Here is a 23,017-nt window from a genome sequence, read left to right on the forward strand (position 1 = left end):
GTCAGCCAGCACCCGCAGGCGGTTTATAAATTAATCGCAAAAAATATTACTGACTTTCCCCTGTCGGCACGTCTTGCTATTGAGATTCATTCGCATAACAAGTCATGCAGTCCGGGGATAACAATAATGATGGGTAGTCAGCGCAAAGGGGCAGGGGCCGCGAGCCGGTTGGCCTTTGCTGTTCATGTCGCAATGGTCGCAATGCTGGCCGCGCACGCGTCGGTACAGGCTGCTGAAAAAGCCAGCAGCGCCGTTCAACAAGAATTCATCGCTTTTCATATTCCGGCGCAGCCGCTGGACAAGGCCATGCTGGTTTTTGCCGAACAGGCCGGTTTGCAGGTGCTGTTCGACAGCCCGATGCTGCGTGGGCTGCAATCTCAAGCGGTGCAAGGCGACTTCGGGGTGCAGGAAGGCCTGGCCCGATTGCTGGGCAATAATCCGGTGGAGTACCGCTTCACCGGGGAGCGCCAAGTGACTCTGTCCCGCGTCAGCGGCGAGCATAAAAGTGCTTTGGCGCTGGGCACGACCTCGGTTACAGCCAGCGAAGGCAACGGCAACAGCGCTGACTGGGTGTATCAAACCCCTAAAGCAGTGTCGGTGATCACCCAGGAGCAGATTGCCAGGCGCGCACCGCGCCATGCCGCCGACATGCTGGAAGAAACCCCCGGCGTATACACCGCAGTGGATCAGCGCGACCCGGGGCTGTCGGTCAATATCCGCGGCTTGCAGGACTATGGCCGCGTCAACATGAACGTTGACGGCATGCGCCAGAACTTCAACGTTAACGGCCATCAGCACCGCAACGGCGTGATGCTGATCGATCCGGAAATGATCTCCAGCGTCGAAATCGATAAAGGGTCCCAGTCGGTAATGGGCGGCGCAGGGGTGTTGGGCGGGATCGCGACATTCAACACCCTGCAAGCCAGTGATTTTCTCAAGGACGGCAAAGAGTTCGGCGGGCGCATTCGTGCGGGCAGCGGCCTCGGAGAAATGGGCAATGGCACCTACTTCAACGGTGGCGCAGTGTTCGCGTTCGGTAATGAGATCGGCGATGCCTTGTTCGCCGTCAGTGAACGGCACTTTGGCAATTACCGCAGCGGTCGGCAAAACGCCGATAACCTGGGAGATGAAATCCGGGTCAAAAAATATCAGCGCGAAGCCTGGAAAGACTGGCTTAAAAGCGAAGTCGGTGATGCGGGCAGCGTAACGCGCTCACAAATGGCCAAGGTCGGACTCAATCTGCCCAACGACCAGCGTGTGGAGCTCAGTTACCTGAACACGGACAGCGACAGCAACGACTCGTGGACCTACTCAAGAGCTGACCTGTCAGGCTATGACTATGTGCGCCACAGCAAGAACAACCTGGGAACAGCGAACTACGCGCTTGATTACAGCTACAACCCGGACAACCCGCTGATCGACCTGAAGGCCAAGGCCTATTACGTCACCACCGAACTTGAACGGGCCAACGCCGGGCATAAAGCGACTCCCGAGAATGCCTTCGATGCCTACAAGGACCGGTTCCGGACCGATACCTGGGGCCTGCAGGCGCAGAACACGGCACTGTTCAATTTCGATACCTGGGGCCAATTGAACTGGACCTTGGGCCTGGAGATGTACCAGGACAAATTCAAGCCCAAAACCGCGAAGCTCGGGGCGTCGAGCGAGCAGACCAAACCGTATGTGGAGGGGGCGAACCCGACAGGTACGCGCACCATGGCCAGTCTGTTCAGTAATCTGGAATATGACTACAACGACTGGTTCAACCTCAGCGGCGGGCTGCGCTATGACCGTTATCGCCTTGAAGGCAAGACTGGCCTGACGCTCTTTCGCAAAGACGTGCTGCGCTATGAAAACGGGGTTGCGGTCATAGGCCTCGGGCCGTCGATTCGTTCCGAAGAGCTGTATGACGTGGACCGTCAGAGCGGACAGTTTTCGCCGACCTTTGGCATTGCAATCAAGCCCGGTGTGGACTGGCTGCAATTGTATTCGCGGGTGGGCAAGGGCTGGCGTCCGCCGGCGGTCACTGAAGTGTTCATGACCGGGCGCCCCCACGGTGGCAACGCACCGGAACGGGTCTTCCCCAACCCGTTCCTCAAACCTGAAGAATCGAAGGACTGGGAAGTCGGCTTCAATATCTTTAAAGAGTCCTTATTCTTTGATAACGATCGTCTGGGGATGAAAGTTTCGTACTTCGATAACCGGATCAAGAACTTCTCGTTCATGCGCTACGGTATTGCGCTGCCTGAAACGCCGCAGACCAGTTTTGGTGATCTGGTTTACGCCAATAACATGAACGACACCCGTTTTCGCGGCGTTGAATATCAACTTAGTTATGATATGGGCCGTGCGTATACCAACGTCAGTTATACCCACATGATTGGCAGCAATGAGTTTTGCTCCAAGGATTACTTTATGGGGGGCGCCATGAAGTCCGGGAAAACCCTGAAGAGCACAATTGAGCGCTACACGCGTCCCGACGGGACCACGGGCATCCGGATGGTCAGTGAAAAGGAGTGGCTGGAGGATGCAAAGCGCAACGCTGATGTTTCGTGCGGGGAAGTAATGGGCAATGCAGCCTATATACCTGCGGACCGAGGTTCGTTGACCGTGGGTGCACGCTTTCTGGAGCGTCGCCTGGATACCGGAATACGCATGCGTTATAGCCCGGGTAACAACAGTGATATCAATACTCACAACTACCAGAGTATTGAACAGGCCACCTGGCCCAAGTACAGCGTGTATGACCTGTATGCCAGTTACTGGGCGACCGATGATTTGAACATCACGCTGGTCATGGAGAACGCCACGGACGAGGCGTATTTCGTGGCAATGGGCGATGCCAATAACTTGAGTCTGGCGCGAGGCCGTACTTTGAGTGGCATGCTGGAGTACAAGTTCTAGGTCCTGCCGGGGTAGCCGCTGCCTGTGGCAGAGGCTACCCACGCGGGGTGCAGGTGTTTACCGGCGAACCAGCAACACGCCCGATTCCATGTGGTGAGTCCACGGGAACTGGTCAAACACGGCGCAACGCTCGATACGGTGGGTATCGTGCAATTGGGCGATGTTTTCGGCCAGGGTGGCCGGGTTGCAGGAGATGTACAGGATGTTGTCGAAGCGTCGGGTCAGCTCGCAGGTGTCCGGGTCCATGCCCGCGCGTGGCGGGTCGACGAAGACGCTGCCAAATTCGTAGCTTTTCAGGTCAATGCCCTGCAAGCGGCGGAAGGGACGGACTTCGTTCAGGGCCTCGGTCAGCTCTTCGGCCGACAAACGCACCAGCGTGACGTTATCCACAGCGTTGTCGCGCAGGTTGTTCAGCGCGGCATACACCGAGGTCTTGCTGATTTCGGTGGCCAGCACTTTGCGTACGCGGGTGGCCAGCGGCAGGGTGAAGTTGCCGTTGCCGCAGTACAGTTCCAGCAGATCATCCTGACGCTCGCCCAGCGCTTCGTATGCCCAGTTGAGCATCTTCTGGTTGACCGTGCCGTTTGGCTGAGTGAACGCGCCTTCGGGCTGTTGATAAGTGAAGGTGCGGCCGGCCACGACCAACTGCTCGACCACGTGATCACGCCCGATGACTACGCGTTTGCCTTTGGAGCGGCCAATCACGCTGATTTCCAGGTCTTTGGCCAACTGTTCGGCCGCGGTCTGCCAGTGTTCGTCCAGCGGGCGGTGATAGCACAAAGTGACCATCGCATCGCCGGACAGAGTGGTCTGGAACTCCACCTGGAACAGTTTGTGGCTCAGGGCGGCGCTGGCCTTCCAGGCGGCCTTGAGTTGCGGCATCAGTTGATTGATGCGCAGGCTGGCAATCGGGAACTCTTCGATCAGGATCGGCGTGCGCTTGTCATCTGGCGCAAACATGGCGTAGTGACGCTCGCCCCCTTCGCGCCACAGGCGGAATTCGGCCCGCAGACGGAAGTGCTTCAGAGGCGAGTCGAACACCTGTGGCTCAGGCGCGTCGAAGGGCGCTAACAGCTCGCGCAGACGATTGGCCTTGGCCTCAAGCTCAATGGCGTAGGTAGCAGAATCAAACGGCAAAGCACTCATGCGTTAAACCAACCCAGCTTGATCACAAACAGAATCGACAGAATGATCAGCGGCGCATTGAGCTCGCGAGCGCGGCCCGACAGCAGTTTGATCACGGTCCAGGAAATAAAGCCGAAGGCGATGCCGTTGGCGATGGAATAGGTGAACGGCATCGCCAGGGCGGTGACCACGACCGGTGCGGCGACGGTGATGTCGTCCCAGTCGATTTCGGCCAGGCCGCTCATCATCAATACGGCAACGAACATCAGCGCCGGGGCGGTCGCGAACGCCGGAACGCTGGCGGCCAATGGCGAGAAGAACAACGCCAGCAGGAACATGATGCCGACCACGATGGCTGTCAGACCGGTACGGCCGCCGGCACTCACGCCTGCTGCCGACTCGATGTAGCTGGTGGTGGTCGAGGTACCCAGCAACGAACCGGCCATGGCCGCGGTGCTGTCGGCGATCAGGGCCCGGCCCATTTTCGGCATGTGCCCGTCTTTGCCCATCAGGCCGGCGCGCTTGGCGACGCCGATCAGGGTGCCGGAGTTGTCGAACAGGTCAACGAACAGGAAGGCGAAGATCACGCTGATCAGGCCGATGTCCAGAGCACCTTTAATGTCCAGTTGCAGGAAGGTCGGGGCCAGGGACGGCGGCATCGACACTACGCCACCAAATTCGGTGACACCCAATGCAATCGAGGCAACGGTCACGGCCAGAATGCCGATCAGCACGGCGCCGCGCATTTTCAGGGCTTCAAGGCCTACGATCAGGGCAAAACCCAGAGAGGCGAGAATCACTTTAGGCTGGCTCAGGTCGCCCATGCCCACCAGGGTGGCTTTGTTGGCGACGACGATCCCGGCGTTACCCAGTGCAATCAGCGCCAGGAACAGGCCGATGCCCGCGGCAATGGCCGAGCGTAGCGGCAGCGGGATGCTGTTGATGATCCATTCGCGGATGCGGAAGATCGACAACAGGAAGAACAGCACCGCTGAAATGAACACTGCACCCAGCGCCACTTGCCAGGTGTGGCCCATGTGCAGCACCACGGTGTAGGTGAAGAAGGCGTTCAGGCCCATGCCCGGAGCCAGGGCGATCGGGTAGTTGGCGATGATGCCCATGGTGGCCGAGCCGATGGCGGCTGCCAGACAGGTGGCGACAAATACGGCGCCTTTGTCCATGCCCGTTTCGCCGAGGATGCTCGGGTTCACGAAGAGAATGTAGGCCATCGCCAGGAAGGTGGTGATACCCGCAAGAATCTCGGTACGCACATTGGTGTCATGTGCTTTGAGTTGAAACAGCCTTTCCAGCATGCCAGTCCCCGTGGCGCCCAATGCGCCGTGATTAAATCGTTTTCAACAGCAAAGCACAGACCCTAATGGCCTGAAGAATTTCTGTCTGTCGGAAAAAGCCGCGCATCATACCAGCAGACTCCAACGTCTGGCTGCTTTGGTTACCCAGCGGGGCAATGTTTTGTAACGTCGAGGGCACAGGCATACTGCATGCCAGTTTTGGGGGTAAATCATGAAGTGCACTATCAAGCCTGTTTTTGTCTGTTTCACCCTGTTGATAAGTGCTGCGTTGAGCGCTGCACCGGCGATGCCCTTGAGCCGTGTCGAAATACTCAAGGTGGTGTCCGTATCCTGCGCCGTAGAGGATGTGTCGGATGGCCGCGAACAGACCAGATGCGATCATCAGGGCCCGGGCATCAAGGTTTACGTGCTTGAACGCGGCTATGGCGGCCAGCCGAATGTGAGCCTGGACGGCCAGGAAGTGGATGGCGTCCGCACCCCGGTGTGCAATCAGGGTGAAGGCCTTGTGACCTGTAATGGTGCCGGTACTACGGTGGGTTACCTTTATAGCTTTGATCTGGGTAACAAGGATGGCGGCTGGTTCGAGTTCAGTAACACCTCCCTGACTTCCCCGCACAATCGTCTCGGCGCCAGGCTGTATATAAAGTAGCCAGCACCCTGGAGGCGAAGCTGGACTAGGCTGATACGACCCCCTGTGCGAGATGCCCCATGACCTTTAGAGCCTTGATTGCTGTTGCTGAAGGCGTTGACGACCTGCAAACCGTGACCTTGATCGATGTACTGCGTCGTGCCGAGGTCGAGGTGGTGGTTGCCAGTGTCGAGGGGCGGCGCATGTTGACCTGCGCCCGTGGCACACGGCTGACCGCCGATGGCATGCTGGTTGACCTGCTGGCGCAACCTTTTGACCTGATTGTGTTGCCGGGAGGTGCAGTGGGTTGTGAGCACCTGGTGGCGCATCAACCTCTGCTGCAAATGTTGGCGGATCAGGCCAGGGCCGGAGGTTTTTACGCGGCGATTGCCCAGGCTCCAGCTTTGGTTCTGCAGCCTGCCGGGCTGCTCAAGCAGCGGCGCATGACATGCCTGCCTGCTGTCAGCGACCGGCTTTCGGGATGCAACTTCATCGACCAGCCGGTAGTGGTGGATGGCAACTGCATCACCGCCCAAGGCTCAGGGGCGGCTTTGGCGTTTGCTCTCACGCTGGTCGAGCAGCTCGGCGGCAAGGCTCGACGCAACGCAGTGGCCGCACAGCTATAGAAGAGGGGCCGCGGCTGGCGCTGGTATTACAGTTGATCCGGTTGTTTCTCTTCCACCATCCGGTCGCGATTGGCCAGCCCGGGGAACAGTTTTATCCACAGCCCCGTGACCACCAGGGTACCGACTCCGCCCAGCAACACGGCAGGCACGGTGCCTAGCCAATGGGCGGTAGCACCGGACTCGAATTCGCCCAACTGGTTGGAAGCACCAATAAACAGGCCATTGACTGCACTGACCCGCCCGCGCATTTCATCGGGCGTTTCCAGCTGCACGAACGAGGCACGGATCACCATGCTGATCATGTCTGCCGCACCCAGCACCACCAGCACCGCCATCGAAAACCAGAACGAGGTCGACAGCCCGAACGCAATGGTCGCGACGCCAAACACGCCCACAGCAGTAAACATGATGCGCCCCACCTTGCGTTCAACCGGGAACCTGGCCAGCCACAGTGACATCAGCAGGGCACCGACTGCAGGCGCCGAGCGCAACATGCCCAGACCCCAAGGCCCGGTGAGCAGGATGTCCTTGGCAAACACCGGCAGCAACGCCGTGGCGCCGCCGAGCAACACCGCGAACAGGTCCAGGGAGATGGCGCCGAGGATGTCCGGCCGGCTGCGGATAAACCGAATGCCGGCCAACAGTGAGTCCAGGGTTGCCTTGCCCTTGTTCAGTGCAGTCTGGCGCGCAGGCAGATTGCTCATTAATAGTGCGGCAATCAGGTACAGCACCACCGTGGGGCCATAGACCCAGACGCTGCCAAACGCATAAAGCAGCCCGCCCAGTGCCGGCGCAACGATGGTGGCTGATTGCTGGGCTGCTTGTGCGGCCGCCACGGCCCGCGGGAACAGCGCGATGGGCACTATAGAAGGCAGTAATGCCTGGGTGGTGGGCATTTCAAATGAGCGGGCGCCCCCCAGCAGAAACGCCAGGACAAAGATCAACTCACGGCTTATATGGTCGGTTGCACTGCTGATGGCCAGGGTCAGGGCAATCATGGCCTGCAGCGACTGACACAAGGCCGCGACCCGGCGGCGATCATAGCGGTCTGCCACATGCCCGGTGTGCAGCATGAACATCACCCGCGGGGCGAACTCGATCAGCCCGACCCAGCCCAGATCCATCACGTTGCCGGTCAGTTGGTAGATATTCCAGCCAATGGCCACGGTCAGCATTTGAAAAGCGCTGGCAGTGAAGATGCGGGCGAACCAGAAGGCCACAAATGGCCGGTGATGACGTAACAGGAGAGGCTGGCTGGTCATTGAAGGGTCGGGGCAGAGGGCTGGAGCGATTGAGACTATCATTTTTGTGTAACAAATAATGACCCAAATTTGACTGCGCAACGATCACTTGAAGCGCTGCCGGTGGAGGCTTTTTGGATGAGAGTTTTGATTCCTGCAACAGTGTTTTACTGGCCATGGGACATCATGTCACGCGGCAAAAAACCACATTAGCGCACTGACGGGAATGGACTACTCTTTGATCAATGTTTGATCCAGGTCAAAGCCCTTTGCGGTTTATCTGGATGGCCAGCCGGCCAGACCCCTTGCGTGGTGGTTGCAAAAGCGGACACCGATTCGCTGAGGCCATTATCAGCAGGGAAGTTGGACACAGACGCAGCGTCTGTGTTCTGAACGACCTGATACCTGATAGAGGAAGACATATGTTCGGTTTTGAGGCTCTCGATCTCGCCCGAATCCAGTTCGCGTTTACCGTGTCGTTTCACATTATTTTTCCCGCCATTACCATCGGTCTTGCCAGTTATCTCATGGTGCTCGAAGGCATGTGGCTGAAAACCCGTGAGGACACCTACCGCGATCTGTATCACTTTTGGTCGAAGATATTTGCAGTCAATTTTGGCATGGGCGTGGTATCCGGCCTGGTCATGGCCTACCAGTTCGGCACGAACTGGTCGCGGTTCTCTGACTTTGCCGGCGCTGTTACGGGGCCCTTGCTGACGTACGAAGTCCTCACCGCGTTCTTCCTTGAAGCCGGTTTTCTGGGCGTGATGCTGTTCGGCTGGAACCGTGTCGGTCGCGGGATGCACATGTTCTCCACGGTGATGGTGGCCCTGGGCACACTGGTTTCGACCTTCTGGATTCTGGCGTCCAACAGCTGGATGCAGACCCCCCAAGGCTTCGAAATCATTGATGGCCGGGTAATCCCGATGGACTGGCTGGCAGTGATTTTCAACCCGTCCTTCCCTTACCGTCTGGCGCACATGGCCACGGCCGCCTTTTTGGCCACGGCGTTCTTTGTCGGCGCTTCGGCAGCCTGGCACCTGTTGCGCGGCCGCAACACTCCCGCCATCCGCCGCATGTTTTCGATGGCGATGTGGATGGCGCTGGTGGTCGCACCGGTTCAAGCCTTTATCGGCGACGCCCACGGCCTGAATACGCTTGAGTATCAGCCAGTGAAAATTGCTGCGATCGAAGGTCACTGGGAGAACAAGCCCGGTGAGCCGTCGCCGCTGATCCTGTTTGGCATCCCGAACATGAAAACCGAGACGACGGACTACAAGATCGAACTGCCGTACCTGGGCAGCCTGATCCTGACCCACAGTCTGGATAAACAGATCCCGGCAATGAAGGACTTCCCGGCCGCAGATCGTCCGAACTCGACCATCGTGTTCTTCACGTTCCGGATCATGGTTGCGCTGGGCATGCTGATGATCTTCATCGGCTTGTGGAGCCTGTGGTTACGCAAGACCGGGACGCTGTACGAGAACCGCTGGTTCCTGCGTCTGGTGCTGTGGATGGGACCTTCGGGTCTGGTGGCGATCCTGATGGGCTGGTTTACCACTGAAATCGGGCGTCAGCCTTGGGTGGTGTACGGGCTCATGCGCACAGCGGATGCGTCGTCCAATCACAGCGTCACGCAAATGAGCATCACTCTGGTCCTGTTTGTACTGGTGTACTTCGCGCTGTTTGGTGTGGGTCTGGGCTACATGATGCGTCTGGTGCGCAAGGGCCCGATCACCCATGAAGGCGAAACCCACAACGAAGGTGGTCCAGGCCAGCCACGCACGCCTTCCCGTCCTCTGTCTGCTGCCCATGAGGGTACGGATGAAGGCCACAGCGACAGCCTGACTAAGGGGAATTGAGTCATGGGTATTGATCTGCCACTTATATGGGCAATCATCATCATCTTCGGGATCATGATGTACGTGATCATGGATGGCTTCGATCTCGGGATCGGCATCCTTTTCCCGTTCATCAAGAACGACAGTGATCGTGATGTGATGATGAATACGGTTGCCCCCGTCTGGGACGGCAACGAAACCTGGCTGGTGCTGGGCGGCGCGGCATTGTTTGGTGCCTTCCCGCTGGCTTATTCGGTCGTATTGTCAGCGTTGTACCTGCCTTTGATCCTGATGCTGCTGGGCCTGATCTTCCGCGGTGTGGCCTTTGAGTTTCGCTTCAAGGCCAGGCCCGAGAAACGTCATATCTGGGACAAGTCATTTATTGGCGGTTCTCTGGTGGCCACGTTTTTCCAGGGGGTGGCACTGGGGGCCTTCATTGACGGTATACCGGTAGTCAACCGGCAGTACGCCGGCGGCGGCCTGGACTGGCTCTCTCCTTTTACCGTGTTCTGCGGCCTTGCACTGATCGTGGCTTATGCCCTGCTGGGGTGTACCTGGCTGATCATGAAAACCCAGGGCGACCTGCAACAGCAGATGCACAAACTGGGGCGCCCGCTGGCCCTGGCAGTACTGGTGTTGATGGGCATTGTCAGCCTGTGGACGCCGCTGGCACATTCTGAAATCGCTGCGCGCTGGTTCACCCTGCCAAATCTGTTCTGGTTCCTGCCAGTGCCGATTCTGGTGTTGGTTACGATGTTCGGTCTGTTCAAAGCGATTGCCCGCAACGCCCACTACACCCCGTTTCTGTTGACCCTGGTGTTGATATTCCTGGGCTACAGCGGTTTGGGTATCAGCCTGTGGCCGTACATCATCCCGCCATCGATCACGATCTGGGAAGCTGCCGCACCGCCGCAAAGCCAGGGCTTTATGCTAGTGGGCACCCTGTTCATCATCCCGTTCATTCTGGGTTACACCTTCTGGAGCTACTACGTGTTCCGCGGCAAGGTCACCCACGAAGACGGTTATCACTAGAGTGCAGCTGCGGCCTGATGGCCGCAGCCTTTTCCCGAGAGGGGGCTGCAACATGGCTGGCAAGGACTATCTACGCGAAGTGCAAGAGGCCGAGAAAAAGCCGTTGTGGCAACGCATTGGCTGGTTGCTGGTGATCTGGACCGCCAGTGTGGTGTCACTGGGCGTATTTGCCTGGCTGATCCGACTTTTCATGACCGCTGCGGGCATGAAAAGCCACTGATGCTCGCCACTCATAAAAAACCCTCTTCGGAGGGTTTTTTAGTTTATGGATGACTCCATGGCCCGGCCCAGAGTAGGAGCGAGCGTGCTCGCGAGCTCTTTACCAAGCCCATATTGATTACAGAGTGAACGCAGCATTCTTGAAAAGCGCGCGAGCAATCGAGCGTGGACCGGCTGCTCCCAATGGGGGCTTACTTGCGCGCCTTGAGAATCACAAACTTGGGTGTGGCAGCCACTTGTTCGACACCGCGAAACAGTTTGGCCAGCTTGCTGTGATAACCCAGATGGCGATTGCCGACTATGTACAGCGCACCGCCGACGACCAGTGCTTCCCGGGCTTGCTGAAACATCCGCCAGGCCAGAAAGTCGCCCACCACTTGTTGCTGGTGGAAGGGCGGGTTGCACAGCACTACGTCCAGTGAATCGGGTTCCTGCCCCGCCAGGCCGTCACCGGCACGCACAGTCACTTCTCGCTCGCCCAGCGCCGCTTGCCAGTTTTCGCGAGCCGATTGCACCGCCATGAAGGATTCATCCACCAGCGTGTAGTGGGCGTCCGGGTTATTCAAAGCGCTGGCGATAGCCAGTACGCCATTGCCGCAACCCAGGTCCGCAACCCGAGCCGAGCCCAGGTTTTTGGGGAGGTGGGGCAGGAACGCACGGGTGCCGATGTCCAGCCCTTCACGGCAGAAGACGTTGGCATGGTTGAGCAGCTCGATGGCGGGCTCGTCCAGTGAGTAGCGCGAAGGGTAGGGCGAGGTAAACGGCCCTTTGGCTTCAGGTGTCGCAATCAGCAAGCGGGCTTTTTTCACTGCCAGTGAAGCCTGGACCGGGCCGATATAGCGCTCCAGCAAATCGCCGGCTGCCCGGGGCAGATGTTTGACCATTGCGCCTGCAATCACTTGCGCGCCCGGAGCCAACTGACCTTGCAGACGAATGAGCTGTTCTTCGAGCAGCGCCAGGGTTTTGGGCACTCGTACCAGCACGCAGTCGAAAGGGCCAACCAGTGGCTCGCTGGCGGGAATGACCGTGACGGCATCGAATGCATGACCATTGCGTACCAGGTTCTTTTCCAGGGCCTGGATGGCGAGGAACGAATCGCTGCTGCTGGTGACGTGCATGGTGGTCACCAGACTGATCGCCAGTGCCCCAAAACTGTCATTAAGCACCAGCACCCGGCTGTTGGCGGGCAGACCCTGTTCGGCCAAATGGTTAAGCAGATACTCGTCCGCAGCGTCGAAAGCCTGTAACGGCTCGTTTTGCTGTTCAGGTTGGCGGATCAAGCGGAGTTGGGCGAAAGGGCTTTCGAGCACAGGCATTTATACAAACTCTGGAGAATCATCAGCGGCGACTTCGCAGCACTGGCGTCCGTGGGTTTTACAGGTGGGCGTGATTTTACTTTTTTTTGCCGGGGATTACCCGATGCGTTTATCCGGTGAGCCAGATCCGCCCGTTGGCGATGCCATCGCCTCGCCCCGGGAGCAAAACCAGCACAAACCGTCGGTGTTCCTGTGTCTGTCTTTGCGCGACACTAGGGCACTATCCAAGGGAGTGCCCCATGACTGCCAGTGCAGAAAAATTTACCCGCCAGACGCTGCTTGAGGTTACCCCGCTTACCCCCGGCCTTTTCACGTTGCGTACCACCCGCGACCCGGGTTTTCGTTTCACTGCGGGTCAATTCGCACGCCTGGGCGTGACCAAGGCCGATGGCAGCACTGTGTGGAGAGCCTATTCAATGGCTTCCTCACCCCATGACGAATTTCTGGAGTTCTTCTCCATTGTCGTGCCGGGAGGCGAGTTCACCAGTGAACTCAGTCGTCTGGAAGTCGGCGATACCTTGCTGGTTGAACGCCAGGCCTATGGTTTTTTGACCCTGGACCGTTTTGTTGATGGCCAGGACCTGTGGATGCTCGCGACCGGCACCGGCATCGCGCCGTTTCTGTCGATACTGCAAGACTTTGAAGTATGGGAAAAGTTTGAACATATCGTGCTGGTTTACAGCGCGCGGGAGACCAGAGAGTTGGCCTATCAGGAGTTGATTGCCGGCCTGGTTGACCGTGATTACTTGTCAGAATATGCACACAAGTTTACCTATGTGCCGATTGTCACGCGCGAGCATCACGAAGGTGCTTTAACAGGGCGAGTTACCACATTGATTGAAAATGGAGCACTTGAAGAACGGGTCAATATCAAACTGACAGCCGAGCATTCGAGGGTCATGTTGTGTGGTAATCCGCAAATGATTGATGACACCCGAAAGTTGCTGAAAGAGCGTGGTTTGCAACTAAGCCTGAGTCGCCGTCCGGGTCAGGTGGCAGTGGAAAACTATTGGTAGGCATTAACACGCCTGTAATAAAAAACGGCACCCTGGAGGTGCCGTTTTTTTATCTGGACCGTTAAGGTCGATTGTTTTGCGCTTTGAGCAAGTCGCGAATTTCGCTGAGCAGTACCTCTTCTGAAGACGGTACAGGTGGCGCGCTTGGGGCCACAGCCTCTTCACGTTTCAGGCGATTGATCGCCTTGACTCCCATAAAGATGGCAAACGCGACGATGATGAAGTCGATCACGCTCTGGATGAACTTGCCGTATGCCAGAACCACGGCAGGTGCATCACCAACGGCTGCCTTGAGCGTAATGGCCAGGTCACTGAAGTCCACCCCTCCGATCAACAAACCCAAGGGTGGCATGATTACATCGCCAACGAAGGATGAAACGATTTTGCCGAATGCCGCGCCGATAATGATACCGACGGCCATGTCGACCACATTCCCTTTGACCGCGAAGGCCTTGAACTCACTGATCACGCCCATAGGTTATTCCTTGTTACATATGAAGTTGGTGTGTGCAGTGTAAGTCAGCCTTGCCGATCTTGCCTGCTGCGATGCTTGTAGGGTTGTAAATCGACCGGTTTAAACGCCAATAGTTTAAAAAAAGCCTATACCCCCGGGCAGTACCTGTTTAGACGCTTCAAGGCCAGATTTATATTTCAATCAAGTGCTTGCGACCTTTCTATTTAGGATTCTGTCCCTGGACCTCTAGCCTTTGGTCAGCGCATGCCACTGCGCATCTAATAACCAGAGGACTCACGCATGACCACTTCCCTAGGCTTTGGAACGCTTTCGCAGCGTCGCCTGCTGTTTGTTTTGAGCGCCAGCCTGCTGTCGGTTTCGGTTCAGGCCGCCACCTTGACTCGCGACAACGGTGCCGCAGTAGGAGATAACCAGAATTCTCAAACGGCCGGGGCAAACGGCCCGGTGTTGCTGCAAGACGTGCAGTTGCTGCAAAAGCTTCAGCGTTTCGACCGCGAGCGTATCCCGGAGCGTGTGGTGCATGCCCGTGGCACCGGAGCGCACGGCACCTTTACCGTGACCGATGACTTGAGCGATCTGACCAAAGCCAAAGTGTTTGCCGCGGGTGAAACCACGCCGGTGTTTGTACGTTTTTCGGCCGTGGTGCATGGCAACCACTCGCCGGAAACCCTGCGTGACCCGCGAGGTTTTGCCACCAAGTTTTACACCGCAGACGGCAACTGGGACCTGGTAGGCAATAACTTCCCGACCTTCTTTATCCGCGATGCAATCAAATTTCCGGACATGGTGCATGCCTTTAAGCCGGACCCGCGTACCAACCTTGACGACGACTCACGGCGCTTCGACTTCTTCTCCCACGTGCCGGAAGCGACCCGCACCCTGACCGAGCTGTACTCCAACGCCGGTACGCCGGCCAGCTACCGTCAAATGGACGGCAACGGTGTACACGCCTACAAACTGGTGAACGCCAAGGGCGACGTGCGCTATGTGAAGTTCCACTGGAAAAGCCTGCAGGGGCTTAAAAATCTGGATCCCGGGCAAGTCGCACAGGTTCAGGGCCGTGACTACAGTCACCTGACCCATGATCTGGTCACGCATATCAATCAGGGCGATTTCCCCAAGTGGGATTTATACGTGCAGGTGCTCAAGCCTGAAGAGCTGAAATCGTTCGATTTCGACCCTCTGGATGCAACCAAAATCTGGCCGGGCATACCTGAGCGCAAAGTCGGGCAGATGGTGTTGAACCGTAACCCGGCCAATGTGTTTCAGGAAACCGAGCAGGTAGCGATGGCACCGGCCAATCTGGTGCCGGGTATCGAGCCTTCCGAAGACCGCCTGCTGCAAGGGCGGGTGTTCTCGTATGCCGATACGCAGATGTACCGCCTCGGTGCCAACGCCATGCAGTTGCCGATCAATGCTCCGCGCACTGCCGTGAACAATGGCAACCAGGACGGCGCGATGAATATCGGCCATACCAGCACCGGGGTGAATTATCAGCCGAGCCGCTTGATGCCGCGCGAAGAGCCACAAGCTGCGCGTTACAGCGAACTGCCGCTGTCGGGCACTACCCAGCAGGCGAAGATTGAGCGTGAGCAAAACTTCAGGCAGGCGGGTGATCTTTACCGCTCGTTCAGCAACAAAGAGCGTCAGGACCTGATTGCAAGCTTCGGTGAGTCGCTGGCCACAACCGATGATGAAAGCAAGCACATCATGCTGTCGTTTCTGTACAAGGCTGACCCTGAATACGGCACCGGCGTGACCAAAGTGGCCAAGGGTGACCTGACCCGCGTCAAGGCCCTGGCCGCCAAACTGGTCGACTGACAGTCAGGAAAATCTTTGTGGGAGCTGGCTTGCCAGCGATTGCATCAACAAGGTCTGAAATTAAACCTGTGTTGCCTGCATCGCTGGCAAGCCAGCTCCCACAGTAAGGAGATTAATTATGCGTGTTGTCGTTTCTATGACTCTGCTTATTGTCAGTGGGCTTGCCCTGGCCGCCGAACCCGATGTACAGGCCGAGCTCCAGAACTACTACTTCGACGCGGCACGCCGTGGTGACGTGCCGATGCTCGATACCTTTATCGAGTCCGGCTACACCCTCAACGTACAAGACAGCAAGGGTTACACCGCGCTGATCCTTGCGGCCTATAACGGCCAGGGTGAGGCGGTTGAGCACTTGCTCAAGGCCGGCGCGAACGCGTGTGTACAAGACAAACGCGGCAATACAGCCCTGATGGGCGCGATTTTCAAGGGCGAAGTGCAGATCGCCCGACGCTTGCTGGCCACGGAGTGCAACCCGGATCAGCGCAACGGTGCCGGGCAGACCGCTGCCATGTATGCCGGGCTGTTCAAACGGGCCGAATTGCTCAAGGACTTGTCACGCAAGGGGGCCGACCTGAGTGCCGAAGATGCATTGGGCAACAGTGCCGCCCGGCTGGCCAATGGCGAAATCCGCATGCCGGTATCGCACTAACCCGGGTTCGCTGGGCTATCATCGCGGTTTTTCCGTGGAGTTCAGATGGCCAAGCCCAAGCGCATATACGGCTGCACCGAGTGCGGCGCAACTTTCCCCAAGTGGGCCGGGCAGTGCGGTGAGTGCGGCGTCTGGAACACCCTGGTTGAAACCATTGTCGAAAGTGGTGCCGCCGCCCCACCCAGCGGGCGCACCGGCTGGACCGGGCAACAAGCCCAGATCAAAACCCTGGCTGAAGTCAGCATCGCTGAAATCCCGCGCTTCTCCACCGCTTCCGGCGAGCTGGACCGGGTGCTTGGTGGCGGTCTGGTGGACGGTTCGGTGGTGCTGATCGGCGGTGACCCCGGTATCGGTAAATCGACCATCCTCCTGCAAACCTTGTGTCATATGGCCACGCGCATGCCTGCGCTGTATGTCACCGGTGAGGAATCGCAGCAGCAAGTGGCGATGCGTGCCCGACGCCTGGGCTTGCCGCAGGATCAGCTCAAGGTCATGACCGAGACCTGCATCGAAAGCATCATCGCTACCGCCAAGCTGGAAAAACCCAAGGTCATGGTGATCGACTCGATCCAGACCATCTTCACCGAGCAACTGCAATCTGCCCCCGGCGGCGTTTCGCAAGTGCGTGAAAGTGCGGCATTGCTGGTGCGTTACGCCAAGTCCAGCGGCACCGCGATCTTCCTCGTGGGCCACGTGACCAAAGAGGGCGCGCTCGCAGGTCCAAGGGTGCTGGAGCACATGGTCGATACCGTGCTGTATTTCGAGGGCGAATCCGACGGTCGTTTGCGTTTGTTGCGGGCGGTAAAAAACCGCTTCGGTGCGGTCAACGAACTGGGCGTGTTCGGCATGACCGACAAAGGCCTGAAGGAAGTCTCCAATCCGTCTGCGATTTTCCTTACTCGCGCGCAGGAAGAAGTACCAGGCAGTGTGGTCATGGCCACCTGGGAAGGCACCCGCCCGATGCTGGTGGAGGTTCAGGCGTTGGTGGACGACAGCCATATGTCCAACCCGCGCCGGGTCACCCTCGGTCTGGACCAGAACCGGCTGGCCATGTTGCTGGCGGTCTTGCATCGACATGGCGGAATTCCGACCCACGATCAGGATGTATTCCTCAACGTGGTGGGCGGGGTCAAGGTGCTGGAGACCGCGTCGGACCTCGCATTGATGGCCGCCGTGATGTCCAGCCTGCGCAACAAACCATTGCCCCATGATTTGCTGGTGTTCGGTGAAGTGGGGCTGTCGGGTGAAGTGCGGCCGGTGCCGAGCGGTCAGGAGCGCTTGAAGGAAGCAGCCAAGCACGGTTTCAAACGTGCCATCGTGCCCCAGGGCAACGCGCCCAAAGAGTCGCCGCCGGGGCTGAAGGTGATTGGTGTGACCCGTTTGGAGCAGGCGCTGGATGCGTTGTTTGAATAGGCCTTCAAATGGCTGACAGAGTCGGCAGGGGTTGAGCGCGCAATCGGCTCAATAGCTCGGGTCAGACGGCGGCGCCATGTTGCACAAAAGGGCTGCGCCGCCAGCCACAAATCCGCAAAAGAAGGCTCTAGACCAAGGTAAGGGGCTGGTCTTTAAAGCTGGGGGCGCTAAACTCCGGGGGCAATCTTTCTTGTCCAACTGGCCGGAATATAAAAATGAATAATAAAAATAGCCTGCTACGCCACATCCCGTGGCTGGTGTTGGCAATTGTAGGAGCCTGCGCCCTTGGCGTAGTGGCCTTGCGCCGAGGCGAGGCGATCAACGCCTTGTGGATCGTAGTGGCCTCCGTTGCCATCTATCTGGTCGCTTACCGTTATTACAGTCTGTTTATCGCCACCCGGGTGATGCAACTGGACCCACTGCGTGCAACACCGGCGGTGGTCAATAACGACGGTCTGGACTACGTACCGACCAACAAACACATTCTTTTCGGTCACCACTTTGCCGCCATCGCTGGCGCCGGCCCTCTGGTCGGCCCTGTACTGGCCGCGCAAATGGGCTACCTGCCGGGCACGCTGTGGCTGATTGCCGGTGTGGTACTGGCCGGTGCGGTACAGGACTTCATGGTCCTGTTCATGTCCACCCGCCGCAACGGTCGCTCCTTGGGCGATATGGTGCGCGAGGAAATGGGCAAGGTGCCTGGCACCATCGCACTGTTTGGCTGCTTCCTGATCATGATCATCATCCTCGCGGTGCTGGCACTGATTGTGGTCAAGGCCCTGGCCGAGAGCCCGTGGGGCATGTTCACGGTAATGGCAACCATCCCGATCGCGATGTTCATGGGCATTTATATGCGCTACATCCGTCCGGGCCGCATCGGGGAAATCTCGATAGTCGGTGTGCTGCTGTTGCTCGGCTCCATCTGGCTGGGGGGCCAGATTGCGGCCAGCCCTGAGTGGGCGCCGGTCTTCACGTTCACCGGTACGCAAATCACCTGGATGCTGATCGGTTACGGCTTTGTAGCGGCGGTGTTGCCGGTGTGGCTGGTGCTTGCGCCCCGCGACTACCTGTCCACCTTCCTTAAAATCGGCACCATCATGGCGCTGGCGATCGGCATTCTGGTGACCATGCCCGAGCTGAAAATGCCGGCCCTGACCCAGTTTGTTGACGGTACCGGTCCGGTCTGGAAAGGCGCGCTGTTTCCCTTCCTGTTCATCACCATTGCCTGCGGTGCGGTGTCGGGTTTTCACGCGCTGATTGCCTCGGGTACTACCCCGAAACTGCTGGATAACGAATGCAACTCCCGCTACATCGGCTACGGCGCGATGCTGATGGAGTCCTTCGTGGCCATCATGGCCATGGTTGCCGCATCGGTGATCGAGCCTGGCGTGTACTTCGCCATGAACAGCCCGGCGGCCATTGTCGGCGGTGACGTGGTGACGGTGGCCCAGACGGTCACCAGCTGGGGCTTTGCAATTACCCCGGACGCACTGACTGCTCTGGCCCATGACATCGGTGAAACCACCGTTCTGGCCCGTGCCGGCGGCGCGCCGACCCTGGCAGTGGGGATCGCGCAGATCCTGCACAACGTGTTGCCGGGCGAAAACACCATGGCGTTCTGGTATCACTTCGCCATTCTGTTTGAAGCCCTGTTCATTCTGACCGCCGTGGATGCGGGTACGCGTGCCGGACGTTTCATGCTGCAGGATTTGCTCGGCAGCTTCGTACCTGCACTCAAACGCACCGAATCATGGACTGCCAACTTGCTGGCAACCGGCCTGTGCGTGGCGATGTGGGGTTATCTGCTGTACCAGGGCGTCATCGATCCGCTCGGCGGCATCAACACCTTGTGGCCGCTGTTCGGTATCTCCAACCAGATGCTGGCGGGGATTGCGCTGATGCTGGCGACAGTCGTGCTGATCAAAATGAAGCGCCAGCGCTACATTTGGGTGACCATGATGCCGGCGATCTGGCTGCTGATCTGCACCACCTACGCGGGCTTTATCAAGCTGTTCGACGCCAACCCGGCGGTGGGTTTCCTGGCCCTGGCGAAAAAATACAGCACCGCACTGGATGCCGGCCAAGTGATTGCCCCGGCGAAAAACATCGACCAGATGCAGCACGTGATCATCAACGCGTACACCAACGCCGGTCTGACCGTGCTGTTCCTGTTCGTGGTGTTCAGCATTCTGTTCTATGCCGTGAAAGTCGGTGCGGCGGCCTGGGGCCGTAAAGAACGTACGGATAAAGAAGCGCCGTATCACTCCGTACCGGATGCATGACAGAGGATTGCAATCATGTTCAATGACCTGAGTCGCCTCGGTAAATACCTCGGTCAGGCCGCGCGCCTGATGGTCGGCATGCCCGACTACGACAACTACGTCGAGCATATGCAAACCAAACACCCGGACAAGCCGGTAATGAGCTATGAGTCGTTCTTTCGGGAACGCCAGGAGGCGCGTTACGGCGGCAAGGGCGGGCCCAAGTGCTGTTGACCCGCTAAGGGCGGGTTGTATCTGACTGTGGGAGCGGGCTTGCCTGCTCCCACAGTCGTTTTGGCAGCCTCATTTTTCAAGGAGACTCTGCATGTCCTCCCCAATTCCCGTCACCATCCTCAGCGGGTTTCTCGGTGCCGGTAAAACCACCTTGCTGCGCCATCTGCTCAAGGCCGAACACGGGCTGAAAATCGCCGTGATCGAGAATGAATTCAGCGATGCCGGGATCGATACCCAATTGCTGGGCGATGAGCCGGTGCAAGTCATGACCCTGTCCAATGGCTGTGTCTGCTGCACCATCCACACGGACCTGACCAAGGCTCTGTACCTGCTGCTTGAGCGTCTGGACAGCGGTGAAATTGCCTTCGACCGGCTGGTCATCGAATGCACCGGCCTGGCTGATCCGGCCCCGGTGGCACAAACCTTCTTTATTGACGAAGAACTGCGTGAGCGTTATCTGCTGGACGGCATCATTACGCTGGTGGATGCCGCCCATGCCGACGTCCACCTGAGCCAGACCATCGCCCAGGCGCAAATCGGCTTTGCCGACCGGTTATTGGTGAGCAAGCGGGATCTGGTGGATGACGCTACTTTTGACGCGCTGTGCCAGCGTTTGACCCGGATCAACCGTCGGGCTCCGATCCGCGTGGTGGAGCACGGCAACATTGAGCTGGCCGAGCTGCTGGATGTGCGCGGGTTTAATCTGAACGCCGATTTGGGTGGAGGGTTGAACTTGCGTCCGGTACAGCCCGCGGCTTCAGTGGATCGTATTTCCAGCCTGGTACTGCGCACCGACAAGCCGCTGGATATCGACAGCCTCAGCGGGTTCATGAACGAACTGCTGGAAGAGCACGGCAAACAACTGCTGCGTTACAAAGGCGTGTTGAATATTGCGGGTGAAGACCGGCGCCTGGTGTTTCAGGGCGTGCTCAAGCTTTACGGTTTTGACTGGGACACCGAGTGGGCCGAAGGCGAGCCCCGAGAAAGCGTGATGGTATTTATTGCCGATGAATTACCGGAAGCCAAAATCCGCGAAGGCTTTGCACGTCTCTGACACAGCACCGGTGCTGACTGTAGGAGCGAGCTTGCTCGCGAGCTGTTTGTGGCTTGAAAGAGCTCGCGAGGCAAGCTCGCTCCTACAGGGGGTGTGGGCGAGTCTCGAGAAAGCGTGATGGTATTTATTGCCGATGAATTACCGGAAGCCAAAAAACGCGAAGGCTTTGCACGTCTCTGACACAGCACCGGTGCTGACTGTAGGAGCGAGCTTGCTCGCGAGCTGTTTATGGCTTGAAAAAGCTCGCGAGCAAGCTCGCTCCTACAGGGGGTGTGGGCGAGTTCCGCGAAAGCGTGATGGTATTTATTGCCGATGAATTACCGGAAGCCAAAATCCGCGAAGGCTTTGCACGTCTCTGACACAGCACCGGTGCCGACTGTAGGAGCGAGCTTGTCTCGCGAGCTGTTTATGGCTTGAAAAAGCTCGCGAGCAAGCTCGCTCCTACAGGAGGGGCGGGGGTGGGGCCGCAGAGCGCGCACAAAAAAGCCCGGCTTAAAAGCCGGGCTTTTTTTCAGCTATTGACTATCAGTTGCCGTAAACAGGCAGCTTGGCGCAAATGGCTTTTACCTTCTCGCGTACAGCATCAATAACGGCTTCGTTGTTGATGTCGTCCAGGATGTCGCAGATCCAGCCAGCCAGTTCACGGCACTCTTCAACCTTGAAGCCGCGAGTGGTGACAGCCGGAGTACCGAAACGCAGACCCGAGGTAACGAACGGGGAGCGTGGATCGTTAGGTACGGAGTTTTTGTTCACGGTGATGAAGGCTTTGCCCAGAGCGGCGTCAGCGTCTTTACCGGAGATGTCCTGCTTGATCAGCGACAGCAGGAACAGGTGGTTTTCAGTACCGCCCGATACCACGTCAAAACCGCGCTCGATGAACACCGAAGCCATGGCTTGAGCGTTCTTGACCACTTGTTGCTGGTAAGCCTTGAACTCAGGCTGCAAAGCTTCCTTGAAGCACACGGCCTTGGCCGCGATAACGTGCTCCAGCGGGCCGCCCTGGGAACCCGGGAAAACGGCCGAGTTCAGCTTCTTCTCGATGTCGGCGTTGGCTTTGGCCAGGATCAGGCCGCCACGTGGACCGCGCAGGGTTTTGTGAGTAGTGGTAGTCACTACGTCAGCAAATGGAACCGGGTTCGGGTAAACGCCAGCTGCAACCAGACCGGCTACGTGAGCCATGTCGACGAACAGGTAGGCGCCGACCTTGTCTGCGATAGCGCGGAAACGCGGGAAGTCGAGGATCTGCGAGTAGGCAGAGAAACCGGCCACGATCATTTTTGGCTTGTTCTCAACGGCCAGACGTTCAACTTCGTCGTAGTCGATCAGGCCATTGGCGTCGATACCGTACTGGATGGCGTTGTACAGCTTGCCCGAAGACGAAACGCTGGCGCCGTGGGTCAGGTGACCACCGTGGGCCAGGCTCATGCCCAGAATGGTGTCGCCAGCCGACAGCAGAGCCAGGTACACAGCGCTGTTGGCCTGGGAGCCAGCGTGCGGCTGAACGTTGGCGTAATCGGCGCCGAACAGTTCTTTTGCACGGTCGATGGCCAGTTGTTCAACCACGTCGACGTATTCGCAGCCGCCGTAGTAACGCTTGCCCGGATAACCTTCGGCGTATTTGTTGGTCAGAACCGAGCCTTGAGCTTCCATGACCGCTGGGCTGGTGTAGTTTTCCGAAGCGATCAGCTCAATATGTTCTTCCTGGCGCTGAGCTTCTTGCTCCATGGCGGCAAAAAGGTCGGCGTCGAACTTGGCAAGTGTCAAATCACGGCTGAACATGGCGGTCCTCAAGGATCGGGGGCAGAAAAGGAGGGCATTCTAACTCAATGGGTTTTATCTGGCATATGAA

At 58.1% G+C, this 23,017-nt stretch carries 20 protein-coding genes; 14 read left to right on the forward strand and 6 right to left on the reverse strand.

Going from position 1 to position 23,017, the window contains the following annotated elements:
- Positions 1–129 precede the first annotated feature (129 nt).
- Positions 130–2,904: a TonB-dependent hemoglobin/transferrin/lactoferrin family receptor gene (locus tag ACP7BO_RS01150; protein WP_426208905.1), complete on the forward strand. Its 2,775-nt coding sequence runs from the start codon at positions 130–132 to the stop codon at positions 2,902–2,904.
- Between the two features lie 57 nt (positions 2,905–2,961).
- Here the strand turns inward: ACP7BO_RS01150 and trmA are convergent, their stop codons facing one another.
- Positions 2,962–4,050 carry a tRNA (uridine(54)-C5)-methyltransferase TrmA gene (gene trmA / locus ACP7BO_RS01155; protein WP_397455711.1) on the reverse strand — a complete coding sequence of 363 codons (1,089 nt, stop codon included), beginning with the start codon at positions 4,048–4,050 and terminating at the stop codon, positions 2,962–2,964.
- The gene (locus tag ACP7BO_RS01160; RefSeq protein WP_060690635.1) at positions 4,047–5,342 is read right to left on the reverse strand and encodes an NCS2 family permease; all 1,296 of its coding nucleotides are present in this window, start codon (positions 5,340–5,342) and stop codon (positions 4,047–4,049) included. The genes trmA and ACP7BO_RS01160 overlap by 4 nt, the downstream gene beginning before the upstream one ends.
- Positions 5,343–5,553: 211 nt before the next feature.
- Between ACP7BO_RS01160 and ACP7BO_RS01165 the strand changes: the two genes are divergently transcribed.
- The gene (locus ACP7BO_RS01165; RefSeq protein WP_397455712.1) at positions 5,554–5,991 is read left to right on the forward strand and encodes a DUF4879 domain-containing protein; all 438 of its coding nucleotides are present in this window, start codon (positions 5,554–5,556) and stop codon (positions 5,989–5,991) included.
- Between the two features lie 59 nt (positions 5,992–6,050).
- Positions 6,051–6,596, forward strand: coding sequence for a DJ-1 family glyoxalase III (locus tag ACP7BO_RS01170; protein WP_426208209.1), 546 nt, complete (start codon positions 6,051–6,053; stop codon positions 6,594–6,596).
- A 26-nt stretch (positions 6,597–6,622) separates the two neighbouring features.
- Here the strand turns inward: ACP7BO_RS01170 and ACP7BO_RS01175 are convergent, their stop codons facing one another.
- Positions 6,623–7,858 carry an MFS transporter gene (locus tag ACP7BO_RS01175; protein ID WP_060690638.1) on the reverse strand — a complete coding sequence of 412 codons (1,236 nt, stop codon included), beginning with the start codon at positions 7,856–7,858 and terminating at the stop codon, positions 6,623–6,625.
- 401 nt (positions 7,859–8,259) lie between these two features.
- On the opposite strand from ACP7BO_RS01175, the gene ACP7BO_RS01180 reads away from it, so the two are divergent.
- From ACP7BO_RS01180 to ACP7BO_RS01190, 3 genes are read left to right on the forward strand one after another with little or no spacing between them, the layout of a single operon-like run.
- Positions 8,260–9,699, forward strand: coding sequence for a cytochrome ubiquinol oxidase subunit I (locus tag ACP7BO_RS01180; protein ID WP_060690639.1), 1,440 nt, complete (start codon positions 8,260–8,262; stop codon positions 9,697–9,699).
- 3 nt (positions 9,700–9,702) lie between these two features.
- Positions 9,703–10,710, forward strand: a complete 1,008-nt coding sequence (cydB, locus tag ACP7BO_RS01185) for a cytochrome d ubiquinol oxidase subunit II (protein ID WP_060690640.1) — start codon at positions 9,703–9,705, stop codon at positions 10,708–10,710.
- A 52-nt stretch (positions 10,711–10,762) separates the two neighbouring features.
- Positions 10,763–10,930: a DUF2474 domain-containing protein gene (locus tag ACP7BO_RS01190; protein WP_397455715.1), complete on the forward strand. Its 168-nt coding sequence runs from the start codon at positions 10,763–10,765 to the stop codon at positions 10,928–10,930.
- Positions 10,931–11,120: 190 nt separating this feature from the next.
- On the opposite strand, the gene ACP7BO_RS01195 is transcribed toward ACP7BO_RS01190, so the two are convergent.
- Positions 11,121–12,245, reverse strand: coding sequence for a methyltransferase (locus tag ACP7BO_RS01195; RefSeq protein WP_426208212.1), 1,125 nt, complete (start codon positions 12,243–12,245; stop codon positions 11,121–11,123).
- A 239-nt stretch (positions 12,246–12,484) separates the two neighbouring features.
- Here ACP7BO_RS01195 and ACP7BO_RS01200 point away from each other — a divergent pair, with 239 nt between their 5' ends.
- A complete protein-coding gene (locus ACP7BO_RS01200) occupies positions 12,485–13,261 on the forward strand; it encodes a ferredoxin--NADP reductase (protein WP_426208214.1) in 777 nt (258 codons plus the stop codon).
- A gap of 61 nt (positions 13,262–13,322) precedes the next feature.
- Here ACP7BO_RS01200 and mscL read toward each other — a convergent pair whose 3' ends face one another.
- Positions 13,323–13,736 carry a large-conductance mechanosensitive channel protein MscL gene (gene mscL / locus ACP7BO_RS01205; protein WP_060690644.1) on the reverse strand — a complete coding sequence of 138 codons (414 nt, stop codon included), beginning with the start codon at positions 13,734–13,736 and terminating at the stop codon, positions 13,323–13,325.
- A gap of 279 nt (positions 13,737–14,015) precedes the next feature.
- Between mscL and katB the strand changes: the two genes are divergently transcribed.
- From katB to ACP7BO_RS01240, 7 genes are all read left to right on the forward strand, one after another.
- Positions 14,016–15,557: a catalase KatB gene (gene katB, locus ACP7BO_RS01210; protein WP_426208216.1), complete on the forward strand. Its 1,542-nt coding sequence runs from the start codon at positions 14,016–14,018 to the stop codon at positions 15,555–15,557.
- Positions 15,558–15,693: 136 nt separating this feature from the next.
- Complete coding sequence (locus ACP7BO_RS01215) at positions 15,694–16,206, forward strand: ankyrin repeat domain-containing protein (RefSeq protein ID WP_397457188.1); 513 nt, start codon at positions 15,694–15,696, stop codon at positions 16,204–16,206.
- A 45-nt stretch (positions 16,207–16,251) separates the two neighbouring features.
- Positions 16,252–17,619, forward strand: a complete 1,368-nt coding sequence (gene radA / locus ACP7BO_RS01220) for a DNA repair protein RadA (protein ID WP_060690647.1) — start codon at positions 16,252–16,254, stop codon at positions 17,617–17,619.
- Positions 17,620–17,834: 215 nt separating this feature from the next.
- On the forward strand, positions 17,835–19,901 hold the full coding sequence (locus ACP7BO_RS01225) for a carbon starvation CstA family protein (RefSeq protein ID WP_060690648.1): 2,067 nt from the start codon (positions 17,835–17,837) through the stop codon (positions 19,899–19,901).
- A 15-nt stretch (positions 19,902–19,916) separates the two neighbouring features.
- The gene (locus ACP7BO_RS01230) at positions 19,917–20,114 is read left to right on the forward strand and encodes a YbdD/YjiX family protein (RefSeq protein WP_426208219.1); all 198 of its coding nucleotides are present in this window, start codon (positions 19,917–19,919) and stop codon (positions 20,112–20,114) included.
- A 91-nt stretch (positions 20,115–20,205) separates the two neighbouring features.
- A complete protein-coding gene (gene yjiA / locus ACP7BO_RS01235) occupies positions 20,206–21,168 on the forward strand; it encodes a GTPase (protein WP_426208221.1) in 963 nt (320 codons plus the stop codon).
- 233 nt (positions 21,169–21,401) lie between these two features.
- Entirely contained in the window at positions 21,402–21,527 is a 126-nt protein-coding gene (locus tag ACP7BO_RS01240; RefSeq protein ID WP_426208223.1) for a hypothetical protein, read from the forward strand.
- A gap of 166 nt (positions 21,528–21,693) precedes the next feature.
- Here ACP7BO_RS01240 and glyA read toward each other — a convergent pair whose 3' ends face one another.
- Complete coding sequence (glyA, locus tag ACP7BO_RS01245) at positions 21,694–22,947, reverse strand: serine hydroxymethyltransferase (RefSeq protein WP_060690650.1); 1,254 nt, start codon at positions 22,945–22,947, stop codon at positions 21,694–21,696.
- Between the last annotated feature and the right edge of the window lie 70 nt (positions 22,948–23,017).

Origin of the sequence: Pseudomonas sp. TWR2-1-1 (assembly GCF_049897045.1) — a bacterium.
Classification (GTDB): Bacteria; Pseudomonadota; Gammaproteobacteria; order Pseudomonadales; family Pseudomonadaceae; genus Aquipseudomonas; species Aquipseudomonas versuta.

Coding starts and splice junctions, on each gene's coding strand:
- yjiA (WP_426208221.1), top strand. CDS start 20,206: ATGTCCTCCCCAATTCCCGTCACCATCCTCAGCGGGTTTCTCGGTGCC.
- ACP7BO_RS01180 (WP_060690639.1), top strand. CDS start 8,260: ATGTTCGGTTTTGAGGCTCTCGATCTCGCCCGAATCCAGTTCGCGTTT.
- ACP7BO_RS01150 (WP_426208905.1), top strand. CDS start 130: ATGGGTAGTCAGCGCAAAGGGGCAGGGGCCGCGAGCCGGTTGGCCTTT.
- ACP7BO_RS01160 (WP_060690635.1), bottom strand. CDS start 5,342: ATGCTGGAAAGGCTGTTTCAACTCAAAGCACATGACACCAATGTGCGT.
- ACP7BO_RS01215 (WP_397457188.1), top strand. CDS start 15,694: ATGACTCTGCTTATTGTCAGTGGGCTTGCCCTGGCCGCCGAACCCGAT.
- katB (WP_426208216.1), top strand. CDS start 14,016: ATGACCACTTCCCTAGGCTTTGGAACGCTTTCGCAGCGTCGCCTGCTG.
- ACP7BO_RS01225 (WP_060690648.1), top strand. CDS start 17,835: ATGAATAATAAAAATAGCCTGCTACGCCACATCCCGTGGCTGGTGTTG.
- ACP7BO_RS01195 (WP_426208212.1), bottom strand. CDS start 12,245: ATGCCTGTGCTCGAAAGCCCTTTCGCCCAACTCCGCTTGATCCGCCAA.
- ACP7BO_RS01230 (WP_426208219.1), top strand. CDS start 19,917: ATGTTCAATGACCTGAGTCGCCTCGGTAAATACCTCGGTCAGGCCGCG.
- cydB (WP_060690640.1), top strand. CDS start 9,703: ATGGGTATTGATCTGCCACTTATATGGGCAATCATCATCATCTTCGGG.
- ACP7BO_RS01200 (WP_426208214.1), top strand. CDS start 12,485: ATGACTGCCAGTGCAGAAAAATTTACCCGCCAGACGCTGCTTGAGGTT.
- mscL (WP_060690644.1), bottom strand. CDS start 13,736: ATGGGCGTGATCAGTGAGTTCAAGGCCTTCGCGGTCAAAGGGAATGTG.
- ACP7BO_RS01175 (WP_060690638.1), bottom strand. CDS start 7,858: ATGACCAGCCAGCCTCTCCTGTTACGTCATCACCGGCCATTTGTGGCC.
- glyA (WP_060690650.1), bottom strand. CDS start 22,947: ATGTTCAGCCGTGATTTGACACTTGCCAAGTTCGACGCCGACCTTTTT.
- trmA (WP_397455711.1), bottom strand. CDS start 4,050: ATGAGTGCTTTGCCGTTTGATTCTGCTACCTACGCCATTGAGCTTGAG.
- radA (WP_060690647.1), top strand. CDS start 16,252: ATGGCCAAGCCCAAGCGCATATACGGCTGCACCGAGTGCGGCGCAACT.
- ACP7BO_RS01165 (WP_397455712.1), top strand. CDS start 5,554: ATGAAGTGCACTATCAAGCCTGTTTTTGTCTGTTTCACCCTGTTGATA.
- ACP7BO_RS01170 (WP_426208209.1), top strand. CDS start 6,051: ATGACCTTTAGAGCCTTGATTGCTGTTGCTGAAGGCGTTGACGACCTG.
- ACP7BO_RS01190 (WP_397455715.1), top strand. CDS start 10,763: ATGGCTGGCAAGGACTATCTACGCGAAGTGCAAGAGGCCGAGAAAAAG.